The organism is Agromyces cerinus subsp. cerinus, assembly GCF_900142065.1.
In the GTDB taxonomy this organism is placed as follows: domain Bacteria; phylum Actinomycetota; class Actinomycetes; order Actinomycetales; family Microbacteriaceae; genus Agromyces; species Agromyces cerinus.
The window spans coordinates 1-17550 of sequence record NZ_FSRJ01000001.1; the positions used below are offsets into that span (position 1 = coordinate 1).

Here is a 17550-nt window from a genome sequence, read left to right on the forward strand (position 1 = left end):
TGTCGGCGACGGTCATGGCGAGGACGCCGGGTTGGGTGATCTCGGTGATGGCGACGTTGACGTCGACGCCGGCGTCGCCGTGGTTCTCTTCTGCCACGGCGATGCCGGCGACGCCGACCAGCAGTGCGGTGCCGATCGTGACCGCGGTGCATCGTGCGGCGAATCCTGACTTGCTCATTCTCGGTTCTCCTTGGAGGTTCCCGGCGGGGCCGGGCGGGGTGGTATTGCGGGGGAAGGGGGCGGTGGCCCGTCGAGGACGACGGGTCACCGCCCCTTGGATCAGTTGCAGCTCGCGGCGTCGTACTCGGCATCGACCGAGTACGTCACCGGCGCACCGTCCACGGTCGCGGTCGCCGTCACGGCGATCGTTCCCGCCGGCACCTCCGCGGCACGCGTCGTGAACGAGTGCACGGCGTTCTTGCCGGGAGCGACGGCGGCGAACGACTTGGTGCCGTACGCCGACTCGAAGGACAGCGCCACCGGCACGTCCTCGTTGTTCGTCGCCTTCACCGAGACGAGCACCTTGCCGGAGATGCACCGCGTGCTCGCCACCGCCGTGACGTCCAGCGTGGGCTCAGGGGCCTCGGTCTCGAGGTGGAAGTAGTCGAACTCCACCACCACGGGCTGCTCCTGCTGCGGGCCGATCGCCATCAGACCGAGTCCGCGCAGCGGCTGGTCGAAGGTGATCCCGGTGTCGCCGAGCGGGGTCCAGTTGACCCCGCCGTCGCTCACCTCGGCGGTGTACACGTCGCCGGTCTTCGTGACCCGGACGTACCAGTACCCGCTCTCGGTGGAGTCGGCGATGTTGACGTTGCGGCTGCCGTAGCCCGCGCCGTTCTTCTCGGCCGCCAGTTCAGCCCGCAGGTCGAGCGAGCTGCCCGGTGCGTTGTAGGCGACGATGTCGGCCTTGACGTAGTTGTCGTCATCTGCCCACATCATCAGGCCCGCCAGCTGGTAGCGGTGCTGCAGAGGCGCCGTGAACTTCGTCGTGGCCACCCAGTCGCCCTCGGGCGCCTCGGTGAGGATGAAGTTCCGCGGCGACAGCGGGTTGTTCCCGTTGATGTCGCCCACCTGGGTCGTGACCTTCAGGTGGCCGTCTGCGACCTCGGCGTGGTTGGAGTCGTATCGCACGCTCTCCGACCAGCGGCAGCCGTCGACCGCGTCGCCGTCGAACTCGTCGCTGGGTGAGACGGGCTCTCCGGCGGCGGGCTCGGGGCTGAAGTGGAACCAGTCCACCTTCGCGGTGACCGGCGTCGTACCGAGGTCGCCGCCGGCCATGATGCCGATCTTCGCGTTCTGCTTGAGCTGCAGTTGACCCGTGAGGGCGCTCCAGGTGACTCCGTCTGCCGAGTATGCGCCCGTCAGCACGGTGCCGTTGCTCGTGAGCTTCAGCTGGATCGTCGTCGGGAACCCGGACGGCAGCGCGGGTGCGGCCGGCGTGGTGCGGGCACCCGCCGTCTCGCTCTGGAACTCCACCATGCGGGTGCCGTTCTGGTTGCGGACGAAGGCGAGCTTGTTGTACTCGTCATCGCTCTGGTGCACCACGAGCCCGGCCCATTGCCAGTGCGAGTTGTGCGGCAGCGTGATCTTCGTCGTCGCCTCCCATGCTCCGGCGGGCAGCGGCTTGCCGGCGAAGCTCACCGGACCGGTCGATGCCTCGTTGATGTCACCCGACGTCACGGGGAGGTTCAGCGCCCCGCCGCTCTGGGTGATCGGCTTCGCGCTGTCTTCACGGATCGACCAGAACGGCGAGAGCGCCGGCCCGTCGAACTCGTCCGAGAGCGGTGCAGCAGCGCACATCAGCGGCTCGAGCGGCTCGGTCGGCTCCGGACCCTGGGGCTCGGTGTCGATCGCGAAGTCCGCGAAGTCGACCGTTCCCGGGCCGGTGGCGTGCGAGACCGTGAACATGCCCACGTCCTGCGTCGCGGCGGCGCCGGTCAGGTTGACCGTGCCTCCGACCTGCGTCCACGTGGAGCCGTCCTTCGAGAAGTACGCCGTGTAGTCGGCGCCGGCACGCTTCATCTTGACCCAGACCGGGTAGCTCGTCGTGCCGCCGGCGACGGACGTGTTGAGCTGTCCGTTCCCGTCGGGATCGGCGAGGAACTCGATGCCGTTGCTCGGCCGGATTCCCACCATCGCGTAGCCCGGCGACGTGCCCGGCTGCGTGATGTCGTTGCGCACGATGATGCCGGCCTTGGCGGAGCCGTTGGTGTTCTGCTGCGCATCGACCTTGACCACCGCCTCCCAGTCCTCATCGCCGCCGGCGGGTGCGTACAGCGTCGAGTACTCGTCGGTGCCCTGCCATGTGTCGTCGCCGGCGCCGGTGATGCGGAAACGGCCATCGCCGATCCGCTCGAAGGTGCCGTCGGCGTTCGTGAAGGGGACGAGGTCTCCGAAGAGCTCGCCGACCTGAGCCTGCACGATGCGTGACGTGGTGGACTTGCCGGCCGTGTTGGTCGCGACGGCGGTGAGCTTGTAGAGGCCCTCCTCCGGGGCAGCCCACTCGGCGGCGTACGGAGCTGCGTCGTCGACGCCGATGGAGGTTCCATCGACGAAGAACTCGACCTGCTCCACGTCGCCCGCGGCGTCGGCCTCGACGGTGACGTCCTGGCCGGGCTCGAGCTCGACGCCCTGCTCGGGCGCCGTGATGGCGACCGTCGGCGAGGCTTCGGGCGAAGCGCCCTGGCCGATCGCCTCGAGGAAGTTGAGCTTGATCTCGCCGCCGCGGAAGACGACGTAGAGGTCGAGCGTCTCCTCGGGGAACTCGCTCACGTCGACGAGGACGTCGGTGAATCGCATCGATCCGGTCGCGGGCACCGCGGCCGTGGCGAGGAGCTCGCCGTCGGCGGCGCCGTTGCGGAGTTCGATGCTCGTGCCCTCGGAGACGGCCGAGACGCGCAGTGCGAGGTCGTCGACCCGGTAGAAGTTCACCGGATCGAAGTGCGCCCACGCGCCGTCGCCGCCGACGATCACCCGGTCGCTCTCGATGCCTTCGACGTCACGACTCGGCGCCTTCGTCATCGACGACGCGCTGTCGTAGAACTCCGCCTGCTTGCGCTTCGGGAAGACGAGCGTCGTCTGCGAACCCGTGAGGGGGTTGGCACCGGCTTCGCCGCCGCCATCGGTGTAGCGGGCGTCGAGCGCGAAGAAGATGTTCTCGTCGGCCGCGTGCCCGCCGAGGGTCGTCTCCGTGGAACCCGTGAACCCGCTCAGCGGGGTCGTGGGGTGCGCGTGCTCGTCGTGTCCGAGCGCGGGCTGGATGATGACGTCGTCGCCGTTCACCGTTCCGTCCTCGGGGTCCGTCACTGCGACGTCCCACGAGAGGTCGTCTCCGAAGTCGAAGAACGATCCGTTCGGCGGGAGCGAGAACGTGACGGCCGGGCGGGTGTTGCCCACCGTGATCGGCACGGTCGTCGTCGCGGTCTTGCCGTCGGGGTCGGTGACGGTCAGTCGCGCGTCGAAGACGCCCTCGGTCTCATAGGTGTGCGTCGCCGTCGCGGTCGAGGCGTCGGCCGTGCCGTCGCCGTCGAAGTCCCACGCGAACGCGAGTTCCGCGTTCTCGGGGTCGGTCGACGACGTGCCGTCGAATGTCACCGTGAGCGGCGCAGGGCCGGACTCGACGTCGGTCGTCGCCTTGGCGATCGGCGAACGCGAACCCGAGATGTAGTCGATGCGGTGCAGCCCCGAGTTGGGGTTGTCACGGCCGAAGCCGCCGCCCCAGTCGAGCACGTAGAGCGAGCCGTCGGGGCCGAACCTGGAGTCGATCGGTGCCAGGAACTGCTCCTGCGGCAGGAAGGCGTTGACCTTCTCGACGGCGTCGCCGCCGCCGGTCGCGCCGTCGGTCAGCTGGATCGAGTACATCTTGTTGCGAGCCCACTCGTAGAAGAAGGGCTTGCCGTCGTACGAGGCCGGGAACTTCGTGTCGGACTCGAGGTCGGCGTCGTAGTTGTAGACGGGCCCGCCCATGGGTGCGAGTCCGCCGCCCTGGGAGATGATCCCGGGGACCGACGAACGCTTGTAGCCGTACCACATGTCGGCAGCTCGTGCGGCCGGCAGCTCGGTCAGGCCGGTGTTCCGGGGCGAGTCGTTGATCGGTGCGGCGCAGTCGAAGAAGTTGCCGACCGTCACCGGGTTCGTCGTGTAGTCGACGTTCCGGAACGGCTCGTTGTCGCCCATGCAGAGCGGCCAGCCGTAGTTGCCGGGGCTGGTGATGTAGTTCCACTCCGCGATGCCGGCCGGGCCGCGAGTCGTCGGAGCGTCGGTGCCGTTGTCGGGCGAGTAGTCGGCGAGGCTGATCGCGCCCGTCTGCTGGTCGACCGAGAAGCGGAACGGGTTCCGGAACCCCATGGCGTAGATCTCGGGCAGCGTCTTGCCTGCCGTGTCGTCGGCCTCGGGGAAGAGGTTGCCTTCGGGGATCGTGTAGCCGGGACCATCGGCGTTCGGGGTGATGCGGAGCAGCTTGCCTCGCAGGTCGTTGGTGTTCGCCGAGGTCTCGCGAGCGTCGTGGAACGTGCCCGGGCGCGCCGACAGCGGCGCGTAGCCGCCCGACGGCTCCGAGTGCGGGTTCACGTCGTCGCCGACGCCGAGGTACAGGTTGCCCGCTGCGTCGAAGTCGAGACCGCCGCCGGTGTGGCCGGGCTCATCGGGCAGGCGACGTGCCGGCACCTCGATGATGAGCTCTTCCGAGGCCGGGTCGATGGAGCCGTTGACCATCGTGAACCGCGAGACGCGGCTCAGGAAGCTCGACGGGTCGGAGTTGTCCGCGGCGTCAGGAGAGCGGTAGACGTAGAGGCGCCCGTTCTCGGTGAAGTCGTTGTCGAGCGCGATGCCGAGGAGGCCGTCTTCACCGCCCGAGTAGACGTCGAGCTCGAGGGCGGTCGTGACGGCGTTCGTCGCCGGGTCCCAGACGCGGATCTGACCGCGGACGAGTTCGGTGTAGAACACGCGGCCGTCTTCGGCGATGTCCATCGCGAAGGGCGCCGAGGTGTTCTGGTCGAGCGAGACCTTCTCGAAGTTCTCCCAGACCGTGCCGCCGCAGTCGCCCTCCTCGAGGCCGGCCGCGTACTTCACACCGCCGACGATGTGCGCCATGAACTTCGGCTCCGAGTAGTGCGAGCCGTAGTGGCCCATGGCCGTGGTCCAGGTGCGACCGCCGTCGTAGGGCTTGCACCAGGAGATCGGGTGGTCGTAGCCCATGGCGTTGCCGCCGGCGTCGTACGTCGACTCATCCATCGACGCGAGCACGTGCGCCGTGCCGCGGACGTTGTTGGAGAAGTTGTACCACTCGTCGCCGCGGTCCCAGCGGGTCTCCTCGAAGTGCTCGGTCGACGGGTGCGTGTCGTCCTCGATCCGCACCGTGCCCGGCTGGCCCGGGTCCGAACCGGTGGCGGCGTGCCCGGGCATGAGCGAGCCGACCAGCTCGTCCCACCAGGCGTAGTTGCCGCGCATGTCGGTGGCGTTGTGGATCGCCACGATGCCGCCGCCGCCCTGCTGGTAGCGCTCGAGCGCCGCCTTCTGGTCGGCGTTCCACGGGTCGCCCGACGTCTGGAACATGACGATCGCATCGAAGTGCGGAAGGTCGGTGTCGTTGAAGATCGTCGAGTCCTCGGTGTGCGTCACCTCCATGCCCTCGGCCTCGAGCGCCGCCGTGATGAGCGGGGTGCCCTTGTCGATCGCGTCGGTGTGACGGTACTGCGTCGTCTTCGTGAAGATCAGGATCTGGGTTCCGTCGTGAGCCTGTGCCGGAGCTGCGACCCCGACCACCACCCCGACGGTGAGAAGAGACGCGAGTAATACGGCGACCAGCCGTTTCACGTCCGTGCGGAGCTGGGTGAGCATTGAGACCTCCATTGGTTCCGAATGGCTGGACCTGCGCTCGATCGGTCGAGCGGCATTGCACGTCCGATCCCGAACCTAGGGGGGACTTATGGCGAGCGTCAAGCAAAAGTTGAGACAACTTCCATCTATTTATGTTTGACCGACGTTGGAATCATGCGCAGACCAGCGCGGAAATATTCAGGGCGACGGATGCCGCGCCGCTAGGCTGGTTCGCATGCCACACACCCTCGTGCTGCTTCGCCACGGCAACAGCGAATGGAACCAGAAGAACCTGTTCACCGGTTGGGTCGATGTGCGGCTCAGCGAACTCGGCACCGCCGAGGCGGCCCGCGCCGGAGAGCTGCTCGCCGAATCGGGCCTCCTGCCCGACGTGCTGCACACCTCGGTGCTCACGCGTGCGATCCAGACGGCGAACATCGCCCTCGACGTCGCCGACCGCGCCTGGATCGACGTGCGCCGTTCCTGGCGTCTCAACGAGCGCCACTACGGTGCGCTGCAGGGCCTCGACAAGGCCGAGACGCTCGAGAAGTACGGCCCAGAGCAGTTCCAGCTCTGGCGTCGTTCGTTCGACGTGCCCCCGCCCGTGCTGGCCGACGACGCCGAGTACTCGCAGGTCGGCGACCCGCGCTACGCGGACCTGGCCGACGACGAGCTTCCGCGCACCGAGTGCCTGAAGGACGTCATCGCGCGCATGCTTCCGTACTGGCAGTCCGACATCGTTCCCGACCTCGCGGCCGGCAAGACCGTGCTCGTGACCGCCCACGGCAACTCGCTGCGCGCCCTGGTGAAGCACCTCGACGGCATCGGCGACGACGAGATCGCCGAGCTCAACATCCCGACCGGCATCCCGCTCGTGTACCGCCTCGGCGACGACTTCATGCCGCTCGGCCCGGGCGAGTACCTCGACCCCGCCGCCGCTGCGGCCGGCGCGGCCGCCGTGGCCGCGCAGGGCAAGAAGTAGCTCCGGCTCCACACGAACGACGAAGGCCCGGCGGATGTCGCATCCGCCGGGCCTTCTCGCACGCTCGGCCGAGGCCGTGCGCGGACGTCAGAGGGCGGACTTCTCGGGGTCCCAGTCGCCGGTCGCGAGGTACTGCACCTTCTTGGCGATCGAGACCGCGTGGTCGGCGAAACGCTCGTGGTACCGGCTCGCGAGCGTGGCGTCGACCGTGTCGACGGCCTCGCCCTTCCACGTCTCGCCGAGCACCTTGTCGAACACCTGCAGGTGCAGGGCGTCGACCTTGTCGTCCTCGTTCCGGATCTCTTCGGCGAGGTGCACGTCTTCGGTGCGCAGGAGCTCGACGAGTCGGCGCGCGATCTCGACGTCGAGGCGGCCCATCTCGGCGAACGTCGGGCGCAGCGACTTCGGCACGACCTTGTCGGGGAATCGGTAGCGGGCGAGCTGGGCGATGTGCGTCGACATGTCGCCCATGCGCTCGAGCGACGCGCTGATGCGCAGCGCGCTCACGACGATGCGGAGGTCGCGCGCGACCGGCTGCTGCCTGGCGAGGATCGTGATCGCGAGCTCGTCGAGGGCGACCGTCTCCTGGTCGATGCGGTCGTCGTCGGCGATCACCTCTTCCGCGAGGCTCACGTCGGACTCGTTGAACGCACGCGTCGCCTTCTCGATCGAATCGGCCACGAGGCCGGCGAGCTCGACGAGCCCTTCCTGCACCTCGCGCAGTTCCTGCTGGAACACCTCACGCATGTTGTCGAATCCTTCTCTGTTCTGGCCCGTGCCGGGCGCGGACGTGCCCGGGCATTCCGGCCCTCGGAGCATCCTCCCGGCGCAAGATGAACAACAGGTGCCGGGAGGCTGAATACTCGTTAACGTACCGCCGCACAGCGGGACAACGGCGGATCGGGCCCGAGCGGCTGGTTAGTCTGGTGCCATGGACTCCACCTGGTCGGTGCTCACGGCGCTGGCCTTCGGCATCTTCCTCGGCGCCGCATTCATGGTCATGCTGCACATGGCCGAGCGCCGCGGCTCGAGCGCGGCGAAGGTCGTCGCACCGACGATCCCCGACGGGGTCGACCAGGTGCTCGAGGTGTTGGAGTCGGCGGGGGTCGTGCTCGACCCTTCGAACAACGTGCTCCGCGCCTCGCCCGGTGCACTCGCGATGGGGCTCGTGCGCCAGCAGGCGCTCGTGCATCCCGAGCTGCTCGAGCTCGCGGCATCCGTCCGACGCGGCGGCGAGCCGCTCGTCGACGAGGTGACCCTCGCGCGCGGGCCGTTCGGCGAGTCGACGATGCGCCTCCATGTGCGCGTCGCCCGGCTCGGCACCCGCTTCGTGCTGTTGCTCGCCGAGGACCGCACGGAGGCGCACCGCCTCGACGAGGTGCGCCGCGACTTCGTCGCGAACATCAGCCACGAGCTCAAGACGCCGATCGCCTCGGTGAGCCTGCTCGCCGAGGCGCTCGACCAGGCGGCCGACGAGCCCGAGCAGGTGCGTCGGTTCGCCGGCCGGCTCTCGGTCGAGGCCGCCCGGCTCGCGCACATCACGAGCGAGGTCATCGAGCTCTCGCGGCTGCAGGCCCGCGATGCGCTGCGGCCCGACCGCTTGGTGCGAGTCGACCAGGTCATCGCCGCGGCCGTCGACCAGAACCGCATCGTGGCCGGAGCCAAGCAGGTCGAGGTCGCCGTGCGCGCCTCGACGAAGAAGGCCGAGGTCTACGGCGACAAGGCGCTCCTCATCGTGGCGGTGCACAATCTCATCGCCAACGCGATCGCGTACTCCAACCCGGGCGGCAGGGTCGGTGTCGGAGCGAAGGTCGACGGCGACGTCGTCGAGATCGCGGTCACCGACCAGGGCATCGGCATCGAGGCCGACGACCTCGAGCGGGTGTTCGAGCGGTTCTACCGGGTCGACCAGGCGCGTTCGCGCAACACGGGCGGTTCGGGGCTGGGCCTCAGCATCGTCAAGCACACCGTGCAGAACCACGGCGGCGATGTGCGGGTGTGGTCGCAGCCGGGGCGCGGCTCGACCTTCATGATCCGGCTGCCGCTCGCCGAGGCCGCCATCGAACCGGGCGCAGGCGAACCGGAGCCGATGACCGCCGGGCCCAGCGGCGGCGAGCGGCGACCGGATGCCGCGGACCCGCGCTCCACGAAGCGCCGCACGTCAGCACCACCGGCTGCGACCTCCGCAGCCTCCGATCGAGGAGACCGTACGTGACCCGCATCCTGCTCGTCGAAGACGAGATCGCCCTGAGCGACCCGCTGAGCTTCCTGCTCGAACGAGAGGGCTACGAGGTGGAGGTCGCGGCCGACGGCCCGTCGGCCGTCGAGGCATTCGACCGCGCGGGCGCCGACCTGGTGCTGCTCGACCTCATGCTTCCGGGTCTGCCGGGCACCGAGGTCTGCCGCGAGATCCGCAGCCGCTCGACGGTGCCGATCATCATGCTGACGGCGAAGGACTCCGAGATCGACATCGTGGTCGGGCTCGAGCTCGGGGCCGACGACTACGTCACGAAGCCCTACTCGACCCGTGAGCTGCTCGCGCGCATCCGCGCCGTGCTGCGCCGGCGCATCGAGATCGAGGACTTCGACGAGGCCGTGATCGAGGGCGGCCGGGTGCGCATGGATGTCGACCGGCACACGGTCGAGGTCGACGGCGAGCCCGTGCCCATGCCGCTGAAGGAATTCGAGCTGCTCGAGCTGCTCATGCGCAACCCCGGCCGTGTGCTCACCAGAGGGCAGCTCATCGACCGGGTCTGGGGATCCGACTACTTCGGCGACACGAAGACGCTCGACGTGCACATCAAGCGCATCCGTTCGAAGATCGAGCAGCAGCCGTCGGAGCCGGTGCAGCTCGTGACCGTGCGCGGCCTCGGCTACCGCTTCGAGGCCTGATCCCAGGCGGCGCCGCGGCGCCGCCGGGCACGCGAAACGGGTGGGAGCCGAAGCATCCCACCCGTTCGTCGTCGGTCGGCCGCGCCGAGGCTACGGGACGAGGTTCTCGTACTCGGGGAGCCGGCCGTCGAGCACCGGGATGAGCTTCTCGACGCCCTCGGCGCCCGAGTACTCGAAGAACATGGGCAGGAACGCGCCGGGAAGGGTGTCGATGCCCTCGAGCACGATGGGCTCGACCTCATCGGTGCCTTCGACCTGGTCGACGCCGAACACCAGTTCGGAGCCGGCCTCGACCTTGATGGGCTCGATGTCGTCGCCGCCGAACTGCACGCCGAGCGTGACGTCGTCTGCGCCGTTGTTGACGACCGTCATGACGAGGGTGCCGTCGACCCCGTCGTCGGAGACGACGAGGACGTTGCGGAGGTCGAGCTCGCCGACGTCGACGGAGACGCCGTCGCTCGCGTCGTAGTGCTCGGTCGTCGCCTGGTAGGTGACCATCGAGCAGCCGCTCGCGCCGAGCGCGATGCCGAGGGCCAGAGCAGCGGATGCCGCGAGACGCGCCTTCACAGAACCTCCAAGTGCGTGGTCGCGCACGAGCGGATGCCCGGGCGCGAAGGGAACGAACCGAGCATATCGTACGAGCAGCGACTGCCTCGAGAGGGGGCGGAACCTTAGCATGATCCCGAATGTGATATCCTGATAGTTGCCGAAAGGACATCTATTCATGCTTTTTGAGGTTGGCGAAACCGTCGTTTACCCCCACCACGGTGCCGCAACGATCACCGAGGTCAAGAAACGCATCATCAAGGGTGAAGAGAAGCTCTACCTCAAGCTGAACGTCACGCAGGGAGACCTCGTCATCGAGGTGCCCGCTGAGAACGTCGACCTGGTCGGCGTTCGCGACGTCATCGGCAAAGAAGGCCTCGACAAGGTCTTCGAGGTGCTGCGTGCCCCCTTCACCGAGGAACCGACCAACTGGTCGCGCCGCTACAAGGCGAATCTCGAGAAGCTCGCATCGGGTGACGTGATCAAGGTCTCCGAGGTCGTTCGCGACCTGTGGCGCCGCGATCAGGACCGCGGGCTCTCTGCAGGCGAGAAGCGAATGCTCGCCAAGGCGCGCCAGATTCTCATCTCCGAGCTCGCGCTCGCGGAGAAGACCGACGAAGAGGCGGCCTCGACCGTGCTCGACGAGGTCCTCGCCTCCTAGCGGGAGTTCCACACGAACGGCGGGTGCCCATGCACCCGCCGTTCGTCGTATCCGGACGGGTCCGGCGCAGGGGCCGACGCCGCGCAGACGTCCGTTCCCCGCAGCCGTCGGACCCCGGCGCGACTACGCTCGAACCGTGAGTTCAGCGATCGCCGTCATCGTCGTCGCCGCGGGCAGCGGCACCCGGCTCGGTCATGCCGAGCCCAAGGCCTTCGTGCCGCTCGGTTCGGGCACGGTGCTCTCGGTCGCCGTGGATTCCGTGCTCGGCATGCGCGAGACGCCGCACCTCGTGCTCGTGGTGCCGGCCGACCGAGTCGAGTCGACACGATCGCGCTTCGCCCCGGTCGCCGAGGCCGCTGCCGCCGAGATCGCCGTCGTCGCCGGCGGCGCGACCCGGCAGGAGTCGGTCGCCGGCGGGCTCGCCGTGCTCCCGGACTCGGTCGACACCGTGCTCGTGCACGACGCCGCACGCGCCCTCGCGCCGGCACTGCTCTTCGACGAGGTCGTGGGAGCCGTGCGGGCGCGTCGACGCGGCATCGTGCCGGCGCTCGACGTCGTCGACACCGTCAAGCGCGTCTCCGACGACGGACGTGTGCTCGAGACCGTCGATCGGTCGGCGCTCCGCGCCGTGCAGACGCCGCAGGGCTTCCCTCGGGCCTCGCTCGACCACGCCTACGCCACGGCGCACGAGGAGTTCACGGACGACGCGGCGCTCGTGGCGTCCGCCGGGCTCGTCGTCGACGTGGTGCCGGGCGACGTGCGCGCCTTCAAGATCACCGTGCCCGCCGACCTGCACCGTGCCGAACAGCTCGTCGCGGAGCGCGAAGCGCAGGCGTCGCGCGGCGTCACCGCGCCCAGGATCGGCACCGGTGCCGACGTGCACGCCTTCGCCGACGACGCGACGACGACGCTCTGGCTCGCGGGCCTCGAGTGGCCCGGTGAACGCGGTCTCTCCGGGCATTCCGACGGCGACGCCGCAGCGCACGCGATCTGCGATGCCCTGCTCGCCGCCGCGGGGCTCGGCGACGTCGGCCAGGTCTTCGGCACGGCCGACGCGCGCTTCGCGGGCGCCCACGGCGAGGTCTTCCTCGCCGAGACCCGGCGGCTCGTCGAGGCGTCGGGCTGGCGGGTCGGCAACGTGACCGTGCAGATCATCGGCAACCGTCCGAAGCTCGCGCCGCGTCGCGCCGAGGCCGAGGCGCTGCTGTCCGGAGTCCTCGACGCGCCCGTGAGCGTCGCGGCGACCACGAGCGACGCGCTCGGGTTCACCGGTCGCGGCGAGGGCGTCGCCGCGATCGCGACCGCCATGCTGCTTCCGCGCAGCTGACCGGCCGCGCAGGGGCTGACACGCCCGGCCGGTAGGCTTGGCGGGTGACCGTGCGACTCTACGACTCGAAGGCCCAGGCCCTGCGCGACTTCGCGCCCCTGCGCGATGGGCGTGTCGGCATGTACGTCTGCGGTCCCACCGTGCAGTCGAGCCCGCACATCGGGCACCTGCGCAGCGCCCTCGTCTACGACATCATGCGGCGATGGTTCTCCTACCGCGGCAACGACGTCGTGTTCGTGCGCAACGTCACCGACATCGACGACAAGATCCTGAACGCGGCGACCGACAACGGCACCGACGAGCACTGGTGGGCCCTGGCCTACCGCGTCGAACTCGAGTTCACGGCCGCCTATGCCTCGCTCGGCATCATGGCGCCGACCTATGAGCCGCGGGCGACCGCGAGCATCTCGCAGATGCAGCAGCTCATCGCGCGGCTGATCGAACTCGGCCATGCCTATGCGGCATCGGATGCCTCGGGCGACGTCTACTTCGACACCGCGAGTTGGCCGGCCTACGGCGAGCTCACGCGGCAGGCGCGCGACAACATGGAGGCCGCGGCCGACGCCGACCCGCGCGGCAAGCGCGACCCGCGCGACTTCGCCCTGTGGAAGGGGCGCAAGGCCTCCGAGCCCGAATCCGCGAGCTGGGCGTCGCCGTGGGGCGACGGCCGCCCCGGCTGGCACATCGAGTGCTCCGCCATGGCGACGCGCTACCTCGGGGCCGAGTTCGACATCCACGGCGGCGGCCTCGACCTGCGCTTCCCGCACCACGAGAACGAGCTCGCCCAGTCGACTGCGGCCGGCGACGGCTACGCCCGCTACTGGGTGCACAACGGCCTCGTGAACATCGGCGGGCAGAAGATGTCGAAGTCGCTCGGCAACTCCGTGTACGCGGCGGAGCTGTTCGAGCTCGCCTCGCCGCTGGCGGTGCGCTACCTCCTCGGTGCGGCCCACTACCGTTCGACGCTCGACTACTCGCCCGGCTCGCTCGCCGAGGCCGAGGCGGCCGTCGACCGCATCCGCGGCTTCCTCTCCAGGGTCGAACGGCGCCTCGCCGGCACCCGGTTCGCCGGCACCGGCGCTCCGGTCATCCCCGACGCTTTCGCCGCGGCGATGGACGACGACCTCGGTGTGCCGCAGGCCCTCGCCGTGCTGCACGACACCGTGCGCGCCGGCAACCAGGCGCTCGACGCCGAAGAGCTCCACGATGCCGCCGCCGCGCACGGCCAGGTCGCGGCCATGGTCGAGGTGCTCGGCATCGACCCGCGCGACCCCCACTGGGCGACGGCCGACTCGGGCCCCGCGGCATCCGCACTCGACGCGCTCGTGACGCGTCTCATCGAAGACCGACAGGCTGCGCGCGAGTCGAGGGACTACGCTGCCGCAGACCGGATCCGCGCCGAACTCTCGGCAGCGGGCATCACCATCGAAGACAGTTCTACCGGAACGCATTGGAGCTTGGGACTATGAAGGGCAGCAGCGGCAAGTCGCGCGCCGGAGCCGTGCGGAAGGCGAAGAACAAGCAGGTCGGCTCGGGCGGCCAGGGCCGCCAGGCCCTCGAGGGCAAGGGCCCGACGCCGAAGGCCGAAGACCGCGCCTGGCACCCCGCCGGAAAGAAGAAGGCGGCGCAGGAGCGCTACACCGCGAGCGGCGGCAAGCGCGTCGCCGGGCAGGGCTCGGGCCAGCGGCCCGGTGCCCCGCGCGGTGCATCCGGCGCTGCACGACGGGCGAAGACGGGCGACGAGTCCGAGATCGTGACCGGCCGCAACTCGGTCGTCGAGGCGCTCCGGGCGCGCATCCCCGCCACGACCCTCTACGTCGCCGCGCGCGTCGAGATGGACGACCGCGTGCGCGAGGCGATGAAGGTCGCCACCAACCGCGGCATCCCGATCCTCGAGGTCATGCGCCCCGAACTCGACCGGCTCGCCGGCGAGGGCGGCGTGCACCAGGGCCTCGCGCTCAAGGTGCCGCCCTACGAGTACGCGCACCCCATCGAACTGCTCGACGAGGTGCTCGCCCGCGACGAGACGCCGCTGTTCGTGGCGCTCGACGGCATCACCGACCCGCGCAACCTCGGCGCGATCCTGCGCTCGACCGGCGCGTTCGGCGGTCAGGGCGTCATCGTGCCGCAGCGCCGCTCGGTCGGCGTGAACGCAGCGGCATGGAAGACCTCGGCCGGTGCCGCGGCACGCGTGCCCGTCGCGATGGCGCCGAACCTCACGCAGACGCTCAAGGCGCTCAAGGAGCGCGGTGTCTTCGTGCTCGGCCTCGACGGCGGCGGCGATGTCTCGCTGCCCGGGCTCAGCTGGGCCGACCGACCGATCGTGATCGTCGTCGGCAGCGAGGGCAAGGGACTCTCGCGCCTCGTCGCCGAGACGTGCGATGCGATCGTGTCGATCCCGATCTCGGCGTCGACCGAGTCGCTCAACGCCGGCATCGCGGCATCCGTCACGCTCTACGAGATCTCGAAGCTCCGCGCCGACGGCTGACGCTCCCGGTGACTCCGGCGAGCGGTCGCCCGTCGGAGTCGCCCGGTCGGGCGCCCGCTGCGAGCGGATGCCGCGATCAGACGTTCGCGCGCCAGTCGTCGTCTTCGTCGGGGTCGAGGGCGGCGAATGCCGCGGTGTCGGTCGACGGGATGGTCTCGATCGGCGACGTGAAGGCGCCCGTCGGCGGTCCGATCACGGTCGCCTCGTCGCGCCGGTGACGCAGCACGCTGTTGACGTACGAACTCACGGCCTCGGCGAGCGGGATGTCGTGGCCCACCTGCTGCGCGAGGAACCAGCGGTGGTCGAGCAGCTGGTGGAAGACCTCGGCCGGCTCCAGCTTGCCGCGGAGCTCGCGCGGGATCGCCCGGACCACGGGTTCGAACACCCGCATGAGCCACTCGTGCGCGACCATCTCCTCGTCGAGCTCGGTCTTGCCGTACGCCGCGCGGTAGGAGTCGAGGTCGTTGAGCAGGCGTCGCGCCTGGTTCTCGCCGGCGTCGAGACCGGTCAGCCGCAGCAGACGGCGCTGGTGGTGGCCCGCATCGACGACCTTCGGCTGGATGCGCACGGTCGTGCCCGAGTCATCCGTCTTGATCGCGAGTTCCTCGATGTCGAAGCCGAGCTCGTTCAGACGGTTCACGCGTTCGTTGATGCGCCAGCGCTCGGCGCTCGAGAACGACTCGGAGCCGGTGAGCTCGAGCCAGAGGCTGCGATAGGCCTCGACGATGCCGTTCGAGATGTTGACGGGGTCGAGCTCGTCGGCGACCTTGCCGCCGGCCTCCAGATCGAGGAGCTCGCCGGCGATGTTCACCCGGGCGATCTCGAGGTCGTTCTCGCGCTGGCCGTTCGAGAGGCCGCCCTCGTAGAGCTTGCCCGTCTCCGCGTCGACGAGATACGCGGCGAACGCACCGGCGTCCCGGCGGAAGAGCGTGTTCGAGAGCGACACGTCGCCCCAGAAGAAGCCCACGATGTGCAGCCGCACGAGCAGCACCGCGAGCGCGTCGACGAGGCGCGTCGCCGTGTCGGGTCGCAGCGTCTGCGAGAACAGCGCCCGATAGGGGAGCGAGAACCGCAGGTGGCGGGTGACGAGCACCGGCTTCAGCGCATCGCCCTCGTCGTCGGTGCGATTGGTGATGACGGCGACCGGGTCGACGCAGGGGATGTCGAGCCGCTGCAGGGTGCGCAGCATCTCGTACTCGCCCTTGGCCATCTCGGCCGTCGTCTCCTTGATCGCCACGATGTGCGCGCCGAGGTGCGCGAACCGCACGAGGTGTCGCGAGATGCCCTTCGGCAGCGCCGCGATCGTGTCGTTCGGCCAGGCCTCGAGCGGGAGCTCCCACGGAAGGTCGAGGAGCGCCGGATCGGCCATGGCCGAAGTGATCGAGAGTGAACCGCTCATTGGTGCCTCAGCGTAGTCGGGTCGGGCTGCATCGAAACGAGGTGATCGAGAGTGATCCGCTCATTGGTGCCTCAGCGTAGTCGTGGTCGACGGGAGTCGTCGTGATCGGATGCCTCGCGAATACAGCGATGCCGGCCGGGCAGGAGCCCGGCCGGCATCACCGATCGACAGGGTCGGTCAGGCGACCACGGCCTTGTTGCCGAGGCGCTCGCCGGACTCGGCGTCGAAGAGGTGCACGTGGTGCGGCGTCGCGGTGAGGTAGACCTTGTCACCGGCGCTCGGGTGCATGCGGCCGTCGACGCGGGCGACGATGTCGGTGCGCTTGCCCTCGACCATGGAGTGGCCGTAGAGGTAGCCGTCGGCGCCGAGCTCCTCGACGAGGTCGACCTCGACTGCAAGGCCCTCGCCCTGGACGGGGGAGACGGTGATGTCTTCGGGGCGCACGCCGATGGTCGCGATCTTGCCGCTCGACTGGGCGAGCGTCTCGCGGTCGACGGGAACGGTCGCGGTGCCGAACTTCACGCCGTCGTCGACGAGGTCGGCGTGGAAGAGGTTCATGGCGGGCGAGCCGATGAAGCCGGCGACGAACACGTTGTTGGGCTTCTCGTAGAGGTCGCGCGGCGTGCCGACCTGCTGCAGGAGGCCGTCCTTCAGCACGGCGATGCGGTCGCCCATGGTGAGGGCCTCGGTCTGGTCGTGCGTGACGTACACGGTCGTGACGCCGAGGCGGCGCTGGAGCGACGCGATCTGGGTGCGGGTCTGCACGCGGAGCTTGGCGTCGAGGTTCGACAGCGGCTCGTCCATGAGGAAGACCTGGGGCTGACGCACGATGGCGCGGCCCATGGCGACGCGCTGGCGCTGGCCGCCCGAGAGCGCCTTCGGCTTGCGGGCCAGGTAGGGCTCGAGGTCGAGGAGCTTCGCGGCCTCGAGCACGCGAGCTGCACGCTCCTCCTTGCCGACGCCGGCGATCTTCAGGGCGAAGCCCATGTTCTCGGCGACGGTCATGTGCGGGTAGAGCGCGTAGTTCTGGAAGACCATGGCGATGTCGCGGTCCTTCGGCGGCACGTCGGTGACGTTGCGGTCGCCGATGAAGATGTTGCCGTCGTTGACCTCTTCGAGGCCCGCGAGCATGCGGAGCGAGGTGGACTTGCCGCAACCGGAGGGGCCGACGAGAACGAGGAACTCGCCGTCTGCGACCTCGAGGTCGAGCTGGTCGACGGCGGGACGGGTGCCGCCGGGGTAGAGGCGGGTTGCCTTGTCGAACGTGACTGACGCCATGATTCGTATTTCTCCTTCACCGGCAGGTACGTGCCGGACGATCCGTAGTGATGGACTGCGTCGACGCTGACGCTCACTCAGTATCGCACGCGGGACGAGGTGCTCCGCACTGGCCGGGAGACGGCACTCAGCTCGGTTCCGGCCGGTTCGCGGAATCCGT

Annotated in this window: 12 protein-coding genes; 7 read left to right on the plus strand and 5 right to left on the minus strand. The window is 69.4% G+C overall.

Going from position 1 to position 17550, the window contains the following annotated elements; translation table 11 throughout:
* Positions 1 to 279 precede the first annotated feature (279 nt).
* Complete coding sequence (locus tag BUR99_RS00005; RefSeq protein WP_159440924.1) at positions 280 to 5838, minus strand: ThuA domain-containing protein; 5559 nt, start codon at positions 5836 to 5838, stop codon at positions 280 to 282.
* A gap of 214 nt (positions 5839 to 6052) precedes the next feature.
* Here BUR99_RS00005 and BUR99_RS00010 point away from each other — a divergent pair, with 214 nt between their 5' ends.
* Positions 6053 to 6799 (plus strand): phosphoglyceromutase, encoded by a 747-nt coding sequence (locus BUR99_RS00010; protein WP_074258380.1) that lies wholly within the window; start codon positions 6053 to 6055, stop codon positions 6797 to 6799.
* Positions 6800 to 6886: 87 nt separating this feature from the next.
* On the opposite strand, the gene phoU is transcribed toward BUR99_RS00010, so the two are convergent.
* Positions 6887 to 7546: a phosphate signaling complex protein PhoU gene (gene phoU / locus BUR99_RS00015; RefSeq protein WP_074258381.1), complete on the minus strand. Its 660-nt coding sequence runs from the start codon at positions 7544 to 7546 to the stop codon at positions 6887 to 6889.
* Positions 7547 to 7730: 184 nt separating this feature from the next.
* On the opposite strand from phoU, the gene BUR99_RS00020 reads away from it, so the two are divergent.
* Both BUR99_RS00020 and BUR99_RS00025 read left to right on the plus strand, forming a co-directional pair.
* On the plus strand, positions 7731 to 9014 hold the full coding sequence (locus tag BUR99_RS00020; protein WP_074258382.1) for a sensor histidine kinase: 1284 nt from the start codon (positions 7731 to 7733) through the stop codon (positions 9012 to 9014).
* Entirely contained in the window at positions 9011 to 9691 is a 681-nt protein-coding gene (locus BUR99_RS00025) for a response regulator transcription factor (RefSeq protein ID WP_056652583.1), read from the plus strand. Before BUR99_RS00020 ends, BUR99_RS00025 begins: the two co-directional genes overlap by 4 nt.
* 90 nt (positions 9692 to 9781) lie before the next feature.
* Here the strand turns inward: BUR99_RS00025 and BUR99_RS20150 are convergent, their stop codons facing one another.
* Complete coding sequence (locus BUR99_RS20150; protein ID WP_074258383.1) at positions 9782 to 10258, minus strand: hypothetical protein; 477 nt, start codon at positions 10256 to 10258, stop codon at positions 9782 to 9784.
* A 157-nt stretch (positions 10259 to 10415) separates the two neighbouring features.
* Here BUR99_RS20150 and BUR99_RS00035 point away from each other — a divergent pair, with 157 nt between their 5' ends.
* From BUR99_RS00035 to rlmB, 4 genes are all read left to right on the plus strand, one after another.
* On the plus strand, positions 10416 to 10898 hold the full coding sequence (locus BUR99_RS00035; RefSeq protein ID WP_022889889.1) for a CarD family transcriptional regulator: 483 nt from the start codon (positions 10416 to 10418) through the stop codon (positions 10896 to 10898).
* A gap of 136 nt (positions 10899 to 11034) precedes the next feature.
* The gene (gene ispD / locus BUR99_RS00040) at positions 11035 to 12225 is read left to right on the plus strand and encodes a 2-C-methyl-D-erythritol 4-phosphate cytidylyltransferase (protein WP_074258384.1); all 1191 of its coding nucleotides are present in this window, start codon (positions 11035 to 11037) and stop codon (positions 12223 to 12225) included.
* A 44-nt stretch (positions 12226 to 12269) separates the two neighbouring features.
* Positions 12270 to 13694: a cysteine--tRNA ligase gene (gene cysS / locus BUR99_RS00045; RefSeq protein ID WP_074258385.1), complete on the plus strand. Its 1425-nt coding sequence runs from the start codon at positions 12270 to 12272 to the stop codon at positions 13692 to 13694.
* On the plus strand, positions 13691 to 14713 hold the full coding sequence (gene rlmB / locus BUR99_RS00050; protein ID WP_074258386.1) for a 23S rRNA (guanosine(2251)-2'-O)-methyltransferase RlmB: 1023 nt from the start codon (positions 13691 to 13693) through the stop codon (positions 14711 to 14713). Before cysS ends, rlmB begins: the two co-directional genes overlap by 4 nt.
* 76 nt (positions 14714 to 14789) lie before the next feature.
* On the opposite strand, the gene BUR99_RS00055 is transcribed toward rlmB, so the two are convergent.
* Both BUR99_RS00055 and BUR99_RS00060 read right to left on the minus strand, forming a co-directional pair.
* Positions 14790 to 16112: a DUF4032 domain-containing protein gene (locus BUR99_RS00055; RefSeq protein ID WP_074258387.1), complete on the minus strand. Its 1323-nt coding sequence runs from the start codon at positions 16110 to 16112 to the stop codon at positions 14790 to 14792.
* A gap of 177 nt (positions 16113 to 16289) precedes the next feature.
* Positions 16290 to 17390 (minus strand): ABC transporter ATP-binding protein, encoded by a 1101-nt coding sequence (locus BUR99_RS00060; RefSeq protein WP_074258388.1) that lies wholly within the window; start codon positions 17388 to 17390, stop codon positions 16290 to 16292.
* Between the last annotated feature and the right edge of the window lie 160 nt (positions 17391 to 17550).